The sequence below is a fragment of the Aliiruegeria sabulilitoris genome, assembly GCF_001558155.1.
GTDB lineage: Bacteria > Pseudomonadota > Alphaproteobacteria > Rhodobacterales > Rhodobacteraceae > Tropicimonas > Tropicimonas sabulilitoris.
On record NZ_LOAS01000015.1, the window covers coordinates 139,717 to 151,228 of the forward strand.

General features: G+C 63.2%; 16 protein-coding genes. 2 read left to right on the plus strand and 14 right to left on the minus strand.

The window, feature by feature from the left end:
• Window positions 1-28 precede the first annotated feature (28 nt).
• A complete protein-coding gene (locus AX756_RS15730; RefSeq protein WP_068313521.1) occupies window positions 29-604 on the minus strand; it encodes a histidine phosphatase family protein in 576 nt (191 codons plus the stop codon).
• Window positions 598-1,134 (minus strand): bifunctional adenosylcobinamide kinase/adenosylcobinamide-phosphate guanylyltransferase, encoded by a 537-nt coding sequence (cobU, locus tag AX756_RS15735; RefSeq protein WP_068313523.1) that lies wholly within the window; start codon window positions 1,132-1,134, stop codon window positions 598-600. The genes AX756_RS15730 and cobU overlap by 7 nt, the downstream gene beginning before the upstream one ends.
• A gap of 137 nt (window positions 1,135-1,271) precedes the next feature.
• On the opposite strand from cobU, the gene AX756_RS15740 reads away from it, so the two are divergent.
• Window positions 1,272-2,090 (plus strand): ChaN family lipoprotein, encoded by an 819-nt coding sequence (locus AX756_RS15740; RefSeq protein ID WP_068313526.1) that lies wholly within the window; start codon window positions 1,272-1,274, stop codon window positions 2,088-2,090.
• Window positions 2,091-2,096: 6 nt separating this feature from the next.
• On the opposite strand, the gene AX756_RS15745 is transcribed toward AX756_RS15740, so the two are convergent.
• From AX756_RS15745 to AX756_RS15800, 12 genes are all read right to left on the minus strand, one after another.
• Complete coding sequence (locus tag AX756_RS15745; RefSeq protein WP_068313529.1) at window positions 2,097-2,717, minus strand: NUDIX hydrolase; 621 nt, start codon at window positions 2,715-2,717, stop codon at window positions 2,097-2,099.
• Between the two features lie 11 nt (window positions 2,718-2,728).
• Entirely contained in the window at window positions 2,729-3,394 is a 666-nt protein-coding gene (locus AX756_RS15750) for a DNA-3-methyladenine glycosylase I (protein ID WP_068313532.1), read from the minus strand.
• Window positions 3,391-4,125, minus strand: a complete 735-nt coding sequence (recO, locus tag AX756_RS15755) for a DNA repair protein RecO (protein WP_068313535.1) — start codon at window positions 4,123-4,125, stop codon at window positions 3,391-3,393. Before recO ends, AX756_RS15750 begins: the two co-directional genes overlap by 4 nt.
• A gap of 31 nt (window positions 4,126-4,156) precedes the next feature.
• Window positions 4,157-4,483, minus strand: a complete 327-nt coding sequence (locus AX756_RS15760) for a DUF1491 family protein (protein ID WP_068313538.1) — start codon at window positions 4,481-4,483, stop codon at window positions 4,157-4,159.
• Window positions 4,480-5,388 carry a GTPase Era gene (era, locus tag AX756_RS15765; protein ID WP_068313541.1) on the minus strand — a complete coding sequence of 303 codons (909 nt, stop codon included), beginning with the start codon at window positions 5,386-5,388 and terminating at the stop codon, window positions 4,480-4,482. Before era ends, AX756_RS15760 begins: the two co-directional genes overlap by 4 nt.
• A gap of 81 nt (window positions 5,389-5,469) precedes the next feature.
• Window positions 5,470-6,954, minus strand: coding sequence for a Tad domain-containing protein (locus AX756_RS15770; protein WP_068313544.1), 1,485 nt, complete (start codon window positions 6,952-6,954; stop codon window positions 5,470-5,472).
• Window positions 6,955-6,969: 15 nt separating this feature from the next.
• A complete protein-coding gene (locus tag AX756_RS15775) occupies window positions 6,970-7,320 on the minus strand; it encodes a TadE/TadG family type IV pilus assembly protein (RefSeq protein WP_068313547.1) in 351 nt (116 codons plus the stop codon).
• A gap of 258 nt (window positions 7,321-7,578) precedes the next feature.
• Window positions 7,579-8,271 (minus strand): ribonuclease III, encoded by a 693-nt coding sequence (rnc, locus tag AX756_RS15780; protein WP_068313550.1) that lies wholly within the window; start codon window positions 8,269-8,271, stop codon window positions 7,579-7,581.
• Window positions 8,268-9,044 carry a signal peptidase I gene (gene lepB / locus AX756_RS15785; protein WP_068313553.1) on the minus strand — a complete coding sequence of 259 codons (777 nt, stop codon included), beginning with the start codon at window positions 9,042-9,044 and terminating at the stop codon, window positions 8,268-8,270. The genes rnc and lepB overlap by 4 nt, the downstream gene beginning before the upstream one ends.
• A gap of 72 nt (window positions 9,045-9,116) precedes the next feature.
• Complete coding sequence (acpS, locus tag AX756_RS15790) at window positions 9,117-9,542, minus strand: holo-ACP synthase (protein ID WP_068313555.1); 426 nt, start codon at window positions 9,540-9,542, stop codon at window positions 9,117-9,119.
• Entirely contained in the window at window positions 9,539-9,847 is a 309-nt protein-coding gene (locus tag AX756_RS15795; protein WP_068313559.1) for a Dabb family protein, read from the minus strand. The genes acpS and AX756_RS15795 overlap by 4 nt, the downstream gene beginning before the upstream one ends.
• Window positions 9,844-10,596 carry a pyridoxine 5'-phosphate synthase gene (locus AX756_RS15800; protein WP_068313561.1) on the minus strand — a complete coding sequence of 251 codons (753 nt, stop codon included), beginning with the start codon at window positions 10,594-10,596 and terminating at the stop codon, window positions 9,844-9,846. The genes AX756_RS15795 and AX756_RS15800 overlap by 4 nt, the downstream gene beginning before the upstream one ends.
• 141 nt (window positions 10,597-10,737) lie before the next feature.
• Between AX756_RS15800 and AX756_RS15805 the strand changes: the two genes are divergently transcribed.
• A complete protein-coding gene (locus AX756_RS15805) occupies window positions 10,738-11,325 on the plus strand; it encodes a hypothetical protein (protein WP_156461518.1) in 588 nt (195 codons plus the stop codon).
• Window positions 11,326-11,512: the final 187 nt, after the last annotated feature.

The window sequence follows — 11,512 nt, forward strand, 5'->3', positions numbered from 1 at the left end:
TCAAGATATTTGACCTTTAATCCATAAATCATTCAGGAATGTGATTTGTTTCGCGGGGCGCCCACGACCTCCCGTCCCATGTAACCCGCGTGACCGAGAGGTTGTCGATCCGCTGCTCGAGCACCTCGACCGCCGTGCAGCCGCGCGCGCGCTGCAACTGGCTGAGAATCGTTCCGAAATGGGCCACCGCGATGATGTCGCCCGCTTCGCCGGTCAACCAGTCCACGGCGCGGTTCACCCGCGCCGACAGCTCGTGCCAGCTTTCTCCGCCGGGCGGCTTCACATCGCCGGGTTGCTCCCAGTAACGCCGGATCAGGCGCGGATCCTCTTCCTGCACCTCGTCGAATGTCCGCGCTTCCCAGGCACCGAAATGGATCTCCCGCAAGCCACGTTCATGCGGCAGGCGCGGGCGGCTTGCCTGAATGGCGTCGGCGGTCTTGATCGCACGGGTCAGGTCGGAGGATACAACCGGCGCATCGGCCGGCAGATAGTCCCGCAACCGCTCCAGCGCGGCGGTGTCCGAAAGGTCCGCCGGAACATCCGTCCAGCCATTCATGTCGCGCCGGTGCGTCGGCCCGTGGCGCACCCACCACCAGTTCACCATGTCATGTCCTCCGGCAAGGTTCCCTTGAGCGTCAACGGCAGCCCGGCCATGACCGCTACGACCAGCCCAGCCTTTGCCGCGATCTGCCGGTTCAGCCGTCCCTGCAAGTCGCGGAAACGGCGGGAGAGCGGGGTGTCGGGGACGATTCCCTGCCCAACCTCGTTCGACACGACGACCACGGGTGAGGCGCAGCTTTCCAGCGCGGCAATCAGCGCGTCGAACTCCGTTTCCGGATCGACCTCGGCCAGCAGCCGGTTGCTCAGCCACATCGTGGCACAGTCCAGCAGGATAATATGCCCGGAAGGTTGGCCAGACAGCGTTTCGGCGAGCTCATGCGGCGCTTCCACCGTGTCCCAACCCGCGCCGCGCATCTGGCGATGGGCCGCGATCTTGGCCGCCATTTCGGCGTCGAAGGCTTGCGAGGTGGCCAGATAGATCCGCTTGAAACCCGTGGATCGGGCAAGCCCTTCCGCAAAAGCGGATTTTCCCGAGCTGGCGCCCCCAAGGACCAAGGTGATCTGCGATGTCATCGGCCCTCTGTCTCCAGCTCATCCGCCGTGCACGCATTGCCTATCAGAGGATGGACGCGGAGCGAAAGACCTTCGCTCGCGAAGAATGCACGCGCAATTGACTGGAGCGAATCTATGGGCTGTGTAGAAATCGCGGGATGAAAAAATGGTCATATCTTTCCGCTCTCTGTCTTGCCGGCGCTGTTCATGCCGGCGAGTTGCCCGATATAGCCGCTTTCGATCCCGGCGATGCCGAGATCGTTCTGTTGGGCGAAGTGCATGACAACCCGGCGCAGCACGCCAACCAGGCAGCCGCCGTGGCCGCCATCGCGCCCTCAGCGCTGGTGTTCGAAATGCTGAACGCCGAACAGGCCGAGACTGCTAACAACACGGACCGGAGCGATGGCGCGGGACTGGAGGAGGCGCTGGACTGGAAACATTCCAGCTGGCCGGATTTTGCGATGTATCACCCGATATTTCTCGCCGCGCCCGACGCGCGGATCTTTGGCGCGGCCGTCGCGCGAGAGGATCTGATGGCCGCGATGTCGGATGGCGTCGCGGAGGTTTTCGGGGAGGGGGCGGAGGAGTACGGGCTTGCGCCGCTTCCGGAGGAGATCCAGGCAACGCGTGAAGCCTTCCAGCTTGAGGCGCATTGCAACGCACTGCCCGGGGACATGTTGGCCGGAATGGTCGATGCGCAGCGCCTGCGCGATGCGCGTTTCAGCCAGACAACGCTCGAAGCGCTCAAGGAAACCGGTGGGCCGGTCGTCGTCATCACCGGCAACGGTCATGCGCGGCGGGACTGGGGAATGCCGGTCTATCTCGCGGCGGCGGCGCCCGATGTCGTGGTGCGCACGCTCGGGCAGTTCGAAATCGCCGCGCCCGAGGGCGATGTGCCGCATGATTTCTGGCTTCTGACCGAGGCCGCGGAACGGGAGGATCCCTGCGCGGTCTTCGAGAAGAAATCGTCGAATTAAACCCTGTCAGTCGAAATCCGTCGGCCGGCCGGGGTCGTGGAAATGGCGTGACGCGCGGGCGATATCCCCCGGGTTGCTCCGTCCGAGCGACATTTCCGGCAAGCGGTCCGGGTTAAAAAACGCGGCTTCGGAAGTTTCCGGGCCGGGGGCTGGTTCATCCGGGGTAAGGGGCTCGCACAGGAAGAAGAACTTGTAGAAATCCCGGAAATCCGGCTCGCCGGCCTGTTTGGCCCGGTGGCGCAGGCAAAAGAGCTTGCACGCGCGCACCTGCAGGTTGGCTTCCTCCATCGTTTCCTTCACAGCCACTTCGGACGCGGTGAGGCCGATATCGGCGAAGCCGCCCGGCATCGTCCATTTGCCGTCCGAAATCTCCCGCACCAGCAGGATGCGGCCCTCGCGGAACACAGCGGCGCGAATGTCGATCTTAGGTGTGGCATAGCCTTCGTGCACCTCGGGCAACCCACCCAGATGCTGCAGCGGGATCCGCCCAAGCCGCGAGATCATCTCCCGCGCGATGGTGTCGATTTCCGCGAAGCGTTCGCGGTCATAGGGCCGCGGCTCGTAGTGCAACCCCGTCGCCGCCAGCGCCTGAAGGCGCTTGGCATAGGTCAGCCAGCTGTTTTCCATGAACGATTCCCCTAATCCGGCACCGAACAGGCCAGCGTTCGGCTGATCGAGGCATAGGGAAGCCCGCTTTCCGCGTGCCAGGTGTTGAAGGCGTCCTGCACCTTGCGCATGGCGGTCTTGGATGTCGCCGCGCCGTCGATCACCCCGGCCATGTTCAGCGCCGCCACGACGGATTTCGACAAGATGAAAGCGTCATAGCCGAGAAACCGGAGCCCGTATTGACAGGTGGCGCCGCCGAGCCGGGAACCGCGCTTCTTGAGAAACTCGAACAGGCCGACCGTGTCCTCCACCGGCCAGTCGCCGATGAAACGTGCTGCCGAGCCATGTTCGCGGGCCAGGTCGGACAGGAAGACCGCATTGTCGCGCACGGTCAGGATCTTTGCCGCGTTGCGCACGATATCCGTGTTTTTCAGGTGCCGGTCGAGATCTTCGTCGGACATCATCGCGTTGCGGGCGATGTCGAAACCGTGGAAGGCGGCCTCGAAACCGGGCCATTTCTTTTCGATCACGGACCAGTTGAAGCCCGCCTGAAAGATCCGCTTGGTGAACTCGGCCAGCAGCCGGTCGTCGCTCAGATCGCGTAACGGCGTTTCGGGCGGTGATGGCATCTCGGCGGCGAGACCGTCCGCGCCCTTTCGGGCGAGGGCCATTTCGTGGATTTCGGCAAATGTCTTCATGCGGGCCTCTCCTCTCGTTGCAGGAGCGACAGGAACCGTGCCCGTGCCGCCGGTATCGGCCGGTCGCCCATCGCGGGAGCCAGCCAGGTGTCAAGAAAATAGCCGGTCGTGCGCAGCCCATCCAGAATGTCTCGTGGATTGCCTGACGCTTCCCCCAGCAGAAGGCCGGGCAGGGGCAGCAGCCGGTCAGCCCATTCGCCGGCACCGGCGCGGCTCACGGCGCGACCGGTCTTGGGAGAGACATAGACCAGCTCTTCCGTTGCCCCGGTCGCCGCGCATTCCGACAGGTCCAGCGCGAAGCCCAGCTCTTCCAGCAATGCCTTTTCCCACAGCAGGTAAAGCGCGGGCCAGCGCGCATCGGTGCCGAGCGCGTCGAAGAGATGCTGGGTGGCCCGGTAAAGGCCGGGATGCGGTTCGCGCTCGGGCAGGGCGAAGGCGAGGAGCGCGCAGATAGAACCCAATCCGTAAAGCGCCCGCCGCTCCCCCATGAGTGCCGCTGAGCGGGACTTGATCGGCTCGACCCGGAAAGTGCCGATATGATCTTCCAGCCGGGCGCGCCATTCCACCGAAAGCTGGGTGCCCTGTTGCAGTACCGGCGCCAGTTTGCGGGATGTGCCGCCACGCACGAGCCCGGCGTGCAGGCCGTGAGTCGCGGTGAAAACCTCGACGATCGCCGAGCTCTCCCCGTGCGGCCTGACCGCGATCAATGTGCCCTCGTCCTGCCAGTCCATCGCACCCACCGAAGCTATGGCTGAAACCCTGTCACTCCAGCCCGGGCTCGTCCAGCATGTGCCGACCGGCACGGCTCTCCACTTCGATCACCCAGATGTCGGGATCGGACCGGCGTTGCCGCTCCAGCAGTGCGTCCACCTCCGGCTCCGGCCCCTCCGTCAGCACGTCCCAGGGGCGCGAGCCGTCCATGGACATGATGCGCTGGAAGACCTTCGCGGTGCCGTCCAGCGGGTTGAGCTTGACGAGGATCGCGCCTGCGGTGTCGTCGCCATGTGCCAGCACATAGGCGGGGATCATCTCTATCTGCAGCCGCATGATATAGGCCTGAACCCAGAGGCCCGCGGCCAGGCGACTCACGAATTGCCGTCCTTGAAATCCAGCCCCATCTCGGAATAACGCTCGGCCTCTTCGAGCCAGTTCGGCCGCACCTTGACCTGCAGGAAGAGGTGGATCTTGCGGCCGAGGAAATCCTCCAGCTCCGCGCGGGCCGCCTGCGAGACGGCCTTGATCGTCTCGCCCTTCTTGCCAAGGATGATCCCCTTGTGGCCGTCGCGGGCGACATAGACGATCTGGTCGATCCGGGCCGAGCCGTCCTTGCGCTCCTCCCAGTTCTCGGTCTCCACGGTGAGCTGGTAGGGCAGCTCCTGATGCAGGCGCAGGGTGAGCTTCTCGCGGGTCATCTCGGCGGCGATCATGCGCATGGGCAGATCGGCGATCTGGTCCTCGGGGTAATGCCACGGGCCGGCGGGAACTTCCGCGGCAAGCCAGGTGCGCAGATCGGCCACGCCGTACCCCTTCTCGGCCGATATCATGAAGGTCTCGGTGAAGGGATAGGCCTCGTTCATCTGTTGCGTGAGCGCCAGCAGGACCTCCGATTTCACCCGGTCGATCTTGTTGATGGCGAGCGCCACGCGCTGCCCGTCCGTCCGTTGGGAAAGCGCGTCGAGGATCGTCTTCACGCCTTCGGTCAGGCCGCGATGCGCCTCGATCAGCAGAACGACGACATCGGCATCTGCCGCACCGCCCCAGGCAGCGGCGACCATGGCGCGGTCCAGCCGCCGGCGAGGCTGGAAGAGGCCGGGCGTGTCCACGAAGACAAGCTGGCTCTCGCCCTCGATGGCGACACCGCGAATGCGGGCGCGGGTCGTCTGGACCTTGTGGGTCACGATCGAGACCTTGGCGCCAACCATGGTGTTGAGAAGCGTCGACTTGCCCGCGTTGGGCTCTCCGATCAGGGCAACGAAGCCGCAGCGTGTGGTCATGAGCATGGTCCTGTGATGCAGGACAGCGGTGTAGCGGATCGCGACGCAAGAGGCCAGTGCCCCGTTGCTTGCGCGGGTCCGCTATTCGACCGAGGCGATCACGTGGCGTATGGCATCGACGCCGAGCGCAAGGGAATCGTCTTCCCCGCCGCAGGGGAACCAGTCGCCCTGAGCCGAAATCGACATCGTTCCACCGACATAGAAGCTGGTGCCGAGCTTGGTCGCTTGCCCTGATGTGCCGGATGCAAGGCTGGCATCACCTTCGACGTAGAAATCCACGTTGTTGGTTTCCATGCCCGCCGGCACGTTTAGGTCGCCCTTGGTCAGGACCACAACCTTTTCGGTGCTCGGACATACGAGGCCGCCGCTGCCGATTTTCGCATAGGAACTGGCCGAGATCGACTGCACCGAGGTTGAACTCGTGGCGATGATGGAATTGACGACCTGCGCCGTGTTGCCGAAGTTCACCTTGCAATCGGTCACGATGGCCGCGTCCGAGATGGTGCTTCCCGACGGCGTTTCCAGCGAGATCGTCTTCAGGTTCGCCTTGATGTCCGAGTCTTTCTTGGAAGCGGAGGGGGAGCGGGTGATCGCACCGCTCGCGTTCAGTTCCGCGCCGCAATTGACGGCATAGATGAGCCCGCCGGGAACCGTGTCCATCGATTGGAAGTACCCGGCCTCGATCGAGACGATCGAGCCCTTGCGCATCTTGTTGATATTGTAGCCCAGGTCCGCAAGTGGCGTCAGGCTGTCGGTAAAGACGACGGAATCGAGAAAGTCGTTATAGGGGGCGCTGTCCGAACCGGTGCCGAGCAGCGATGACATGACGTTGTCCACATGTGCGCCAACATCCTCAAGCTGCAGGTTCGCCTCGAACTGGGCATCCTCCACGCCGGGGTTGGACGCGTCATCGCAATGCGAGCAATTCGCCAGGTCCGGCATGCCGATACCGGAACCGGGCTCGAACACGTTGTGGTTGGAGAGATCCACGTCGCTCTTGGAGAAGATGCAGAAGCCTGCGCCAATCGTGGAGGTCGAGGTCATCTTGATCTGGCCATGGGCATAGATGCCGTCATAGCCGATGCAGGTGTCGGACTGCTCCATGACCGCGGTGCTCGTGGCGATCACGTCCATCGAGTCGAGCCCGACAAAGCCGAGCAGGAAGGTCTTCACCGCATTGCCGAAGGAGCTGGACATGTGCAGTTCGACCGAAACGGCATTGTCATCCTCGACAAGGGAGGAGGCCAGGGTGCCATCGGCGAAATGGCCGACGGAGACATAGGTCGACGTGTCGCCCAGGACGTTGCCGTAATTCGAGGTCGGCATGTTCGTTTGGACATTCGCGCTAACCGCATTGCGAATGCTGGAATCCGTGCCGCCATTGATCAGTTCCATCAGGCCGGCATGGGCGGCCATGTCGGCGGTGCTCTGCAGGTGCTCCTTGGCCCGGACGCCGTTCGTGCCATCGACAGAGACACCGGCGGCCACTGCGCAGACCAGGAATACCAAAAGGCTCCATGCCCCTGCGGAGCCTTCCTCGGATCGGGAGAAGTCCGTCCAGTTCATGCTGCGTCTCCTCGATCAGCTCGGTTCGAGCGCGTGGGTGACAGTTGCCGTGATCGACATGTCGGCGAGGAAATCGAGGAAATCGAACTTGGCAAGAACTTCGATGGGGGCCGAAATCAGGACTGTCACTTCGGTTGACGTGGTTGAAACGTCGACGGCATGCTCGGCATCGCTGATCTCGCTCAAGCGGGTGGTCGCGTAGGCCTCCGCGGTGGTCTCCGTCATGCCGTGACGGGCAACGATTCGCGCGGTGTCACGGGCGATGCTGTAATAGTTCGCCTGGTCGACATAGACCCGGCTGAGGTCCACGACGCCGGAAATCATCGCCACAAAGAGCGGCACCATGATGACGAACTCGATGGCCATGCTGCCATCTTCTGCACGGAACCACCCACGAATTCTCTGCCTGAGCGAGGCCATACGGATCGTCTCCAAAACTTGCCGAGACACATTCGGCATAGGTTGTTTCCATTAGAGAACCATAGCCCAGGTGCGGTTTCAGGGCGCAATTGTGGCGTTTGCGACGTGTCGGCCACGAGGCCGCCACAATTTCGACATCTTCGGAGATTGGGGGCTAATTTATTGTAAAAGAATATAAAAATTGCTTCTTTTACCTAGGGGAGGTCAGTCGGACTTGCCACTTTCCAGCCACGAAAGCAGGGCCTGGGCGGCCATTTGCTCGGCCTGTCTCTTGGATCCTGCGGTCGCTGTTTCCTGTGCGCCATTGTCCAACTTTGCACAGATCGAGAACATTGGCGCATGATCCGGCCCCGAACGGGCTGTCTGGATATAGCGTGGTGGTTGCATGCCGCGCGCTTGCGCCCATTCCTGAAGCGCCGTTTTCGCGTCGCGCGCCTGATCCTCGGCGGCCTCGATCCGGTCTCCCCAGAGCCGCAGCACGATCGGCTTGGCCGCGTCTAGCCCGCCATCGAGATAGACAGCGGCCAGAACGGCCTCCATCGCGTCGCCCAGCAACGCGTTCTTGCGCCGGCCGCCAGACATCATCTCTGACCGCCCGAGCCTGAGCGCCGCACCAAGGTCGATCTGGCGGGCGACATCGGCGCAGGTCTCCTTGCGCACCAGCACGTTGTAGCGGGGCGCGAGCTGGCCCTCGTCGGCAAGTCGGTCATGCAGGAAGAGCGCTTCGGCAATGATCAGGTTCAGAACCCGGTCGCCGAGGAATTCGAGCCGCTGGTTGGAAGGGCGGGTGGCAGAGGCGATGGAGGGGTGCGTCAGCGCGCGCGCCAGCAGTTCCGGCTTGCGGAATCTATGACCAAGGCGGTCCTGCAGGGCGCTGGCTTCGGCAGAAAGTTTCACTCGATCCCCTTGAAGAGCCGGTCAGCCCGCCACGTCCAGATGTAGAAGAGCGATTTGCCCGCCGAGGAGAACATGATCCGGTCGGCGCGGCCAATGAGGTTTTCCGCGGGCACGAAGCCCACGCCGCGGGCCAGCTGGTTCACGCGGCTGTCGGTGGAGTTGTCGCGGTTGTCGCCCATGAAGAAGTAGTGCCCTTCGGGCACGGTGAAGACCGGCGTGTTGTCGGTCGGCCCGTTGCCAATATTGAGCACCGAATGCGAGCGGCCTTCGGGCAGGGTCTCGACGAATTTTTCCTTCTCGCACACGCCGCCCTGGCCGACCGGCGCGTTGGAGCAACGCGGAAGCATCTGTTGCGGCCCCTGCGGTTCCATCGGTTCGGTAAAGACGCCGTCGGGTTCGGTCTTCAGCGTGGTGCCGTTGATGTGCAGGATCCCGTTCTTCATCTGGATCCGGTCGCCGGGCAGGCCGATCAGGCGCTTGATGAAGTCCGAGCCGTTCACCGGGTGGCGGAACACCACCACGTCGCCGCGTTCGGGCTCGGAGGCGAAGATGCGCCCGCTGATCGGGCAGATACCGAAGGGGCAGGAATACTGCGAATAGCCATAGGCCATCTTGTTGACGAAGAGGAAATCGCCGATCAGCAACGTGTCCTTCATCGAACCCGACGGAATCCAGAAGGGCTGGAAAAAGAGGGTGCGGAACACGCCCGCAATCAGCAGCGCATAGACAACTGTCTTGATCGTCTCGACGATCCCGTCCTTTGCATCTTCCATGCTCGTCCTCTGATCCTTTGAAACGGTCCCCTTGTGGGGTCGGGCGCTACATGTCCGCAGGGCGCGGGGGTGTCAAGCGCCCCGCCCGGTTTGCGGCATCACGATTGGGCGTGCCTCGATCACCACGAAGGCCTGCGCCCAGGGGTGATCGTCCGTCAGCGTGACATGGATGATGGCCTCGTGCCCCGGCGGCGTCATCTCGGCCAGCCGTTCGGCGGCCCAGCCCGTGACATGCATGACCGGCTGGCCGGTGGACAGGTTGGAGACCGCCATGTCCTTCCAGGCAATCCCCATCCGCAGCCCCGTGCCGAGCGCCTTGGAGCAGGCCTCCTTGGCGGCCCATCGCTTCGCATAAGTGCCGACCGTATCGCGCCGCTTCTCGGCCTTGCGCTGCTCGGTCTCTGTGAAGACGCGGTTGCGGAACCGGTCGCCGAAACGCTCCAGTGTGCCGGCGATGCGCTCGATATTCGCAAGATCGGTGCCGATTCCGAGGATCATCGGATCTCCAGGTCGAAAACGGCGATCCGTTCCGCGCCGCCGCAAAGCGCGACGAGGCGCGCGCCGAGCGTCCGGTGCTCGGGATGCTCCGCATAGGCCGACAGCGCCGCGCGAGAGTCGAAATCGATGGTGAAGCCGTGCGGAAAGCCGGCTGTCTTGTTCTCGAAATCCCGGTTCGGCCCGGCGGCGAAGCGATGACTGCCCGGCATTCGCTGCACCAGCCCTTCCAGCCCGTCGAGAACCGCTTCGAGCTCCTCGGCATCGAAACCGTCCCGCAGGCCAAGCATCACGCAATGGCGGATCATGCGCGTGCGTCGTCCATCAATTGCCGCATACGCCGGATCGATGCGTCCAGCCCGACAAAGATCGCCTCGCCGACGAGGAAATGGCCGATATTGAGTTCCACCATCTCGGGGAAGGCGGCGACAGGTTGCACCGTGTCATAGGTCAGCCCGTGGCCGGCATGGACCTCCAGCCCGAGCGAATGGGCAAAGGCCGACATCTCGCGCAACCGCTCCAGCTCCGCATCGCGGTCGTCAAAGCGGCCTTCCGCATGGGCGTCGCAATAGGCGCCGGTATGCAGCTCGACCACGGCCGCGCCGATCCGGTGTGCCGCCTCGATCTGACGCTGATCGGCAGCGATGAAGATCGACACCCGGCAGCCGGCGTCCCGCAGCGGCGCGATGAAATGGGCGAGGCGGTTCTCGTCCTGCGCCACTTCAAGCCCGCCCTCGGTTGTCCGTTCCTCGCGCTTTTCCGGCACGATGCACACGGCATGCGGACGATAGCGCAGGGCGATCTGTTGCATCTCTTCGGTTGCGGCCATCTCGAAATTGAGCGGGACCGTCAGGTTGGCGGCGAGCGCCTCGATATCGGCATCGCTAATATGACGGCGGTCTTCGCGCAAATGCGCGGTGATCCCGTCGCAGCCGGCGGCCTCGGCGATCTTTGCGGCGCGCAACGGGTCGGGTACATCGCCGCCGCGCGCGTTTCGGACGGTTGCCACGTGGTCGATATTCACGCCAAGCCTCAGGCGTCCCACAAATTCGGTCATGAGAGGATCTCCGCTGTTGCCTTGCAGACATATCGCCGCCCGCAGGCGAGTGAAACCCATCTCGCATAAAGCAGTTGAATTGCGCCGGGGCGTCGGCTTGTTTAAGCCATGATAGAACCGCAAACCACTGTGAGCAGCCAAATGACCCGTCTGACCCGTCGAATTTTCGCCCTCGCCAGCCTTGTCGCACTTGCGGCATGCGGCAGTCAGACCCCTGTTTCGCAACAGCCAGTGGACCCGATTGGCGAGTTCAAGTTGGTCCACAACATCGTGACGGTCAATAATATCCAGAGAGTGCAACCGTCGAAAGACGTGGCGCCGGAAGTCTGGGACGACGCGGTGACCGAGGCGATCCAGGCACGCATGGGCCGCTACGAGGGCAGCCAGTTCTACCATCTTGGCGTCAATATTCTCGGCTATTCGGTGGCCGTTCCCGGTGTGCCGCTCGTGCTGGCGCCGAAATCGGTTGTCGTGGTCGACGTGACTGTCTGGGACGATGCCAAGGGCGGCAAGATCAACCAGGAACCGAAACAGATGATGGTCTTCGAGTCGCTCAGCCCTGATCTGTTCATCGGCTCCGGACTGACCAAGACCAAGGACGAGCAGGTGGCAAACCTCGCGGCGAATATCGCACTCCAGATCGAGAACTGGCTGCGCGACAACGAGGAATGGTTCGCCAAGCGGCCGGAGACCGGAACCTCGACCGGAACCGAGGCCGCGGCCCAGTAAGGTCGCCGAAACACGGGCTTTGCGGCGGCAGAATCGCGGGAAGGTGCTTGATTTCCTTTTCCAGAAGCAATATCTCGCGCGCGATGCAGAACGGGCCCCAGGTTGCCCCCTAATGACGAGGCGCCACGACACATGGCAAAGGAAAAGTTTGACCGCAGCAAACCGCACGTGAACATCGGCACGATTG

Bases quoted from the DNA above. Each gene is read 5' to 3' on its own strand.
- AX756_RS15745 (WP_068313529.1), bottom strand. From the start codon at position 2,717: ATGGAAAACAGCTGGCTGACCTATGCCAAGCGCCTTCAGGCGCTGGCG.
- AX756_RS15800 (WP_068313561.1), bottom strand. From the start codon at position 10,596: ATGACCGAATTTGTGGGACGCCTGAGGCTTGGCGTGAATATCGACCAC.
- cobU (WP_068313523.1), bottom strand. From the start codon at position 1,134: ATGACATCGCAGATCACCTTGGTCCTTGGGGGCGCCAGCTCGGGAAAA.
- AX756_RS15740 (WP_068313526.1), top strand. From the start codon at position 1,272: ATGAAAAAATGGTCATATCTTTCCGCTCTCTGTCTTGCCGGCGCTGTT.
- AX756_RS15775 (WP_068313547.1), bottom strand. From the start codon at position 7,320: ATGGCCATCGAGTTCGTCATCATGGTGCCGCTCTTTGTGGCGATGATT.
- recO (WP_068313535.1), bottom strand. From the start codon at position 4,125: ATGGACTGGCAGGACGAGGGCACATTGATCGCGGTCAGGCCGCACGGG.
- lepB (WP_068313553.1), bottom strand. From the start codon at position 9,044: ATGGAAGATGCAAAGGACGGGATCGTCGAGACGATCAAGACAGTTGTC.
- AX756_RS15805 (WP_156461518.1), top strand. From the start codon at position 10,738: ATGACCCGTCTGACCCGTCGAATTTTCGCCCTCGCCAGCCTTGTCGCA.
- AX756_RS15750 (WP_068313532.1), bottom strand. From the start codon at position 3,394: ATGAAGACATTTGCCGAAATCCACGAAATGGCCCTCGCCCGAAAGGGC.
- AX756_RS15795 (WP_068313559.1), bottom strand. From the start codon at position 9,847: ATGATCCGCCATTGCGTGATGCTTGGCCTGCGGGACGGTTTCGATGCC.
- AX756_RS15770 (WP_068313544.1), bottom strand. From the start codon at position 6,954: ATGAACTGGACGGACTTCTCCCGATCCGAGGAAGGCTCCGCAGGGGCA.
- era (WP_068313541.1), bottom strand. From the start codon at position 5,388: ATGACCACACGCTGCGGCTTCGTTGCCCTGATCGGAGAGCCCAACGCG.
- acpS (WP_068313555.1), bottom strand. From the start codon at position 9,542: ATGATCCTCGGAATCGGCACCGATCTTGCGAATATCGAGCGCATCGCC.
- AX756_RS15730 (WP_068313521.1), bottom strand. From the start codon at position 604: ATGGTGAACTGGTGGTGGGTGCGCCACGGGCCGACGCACCGGCGCGAC.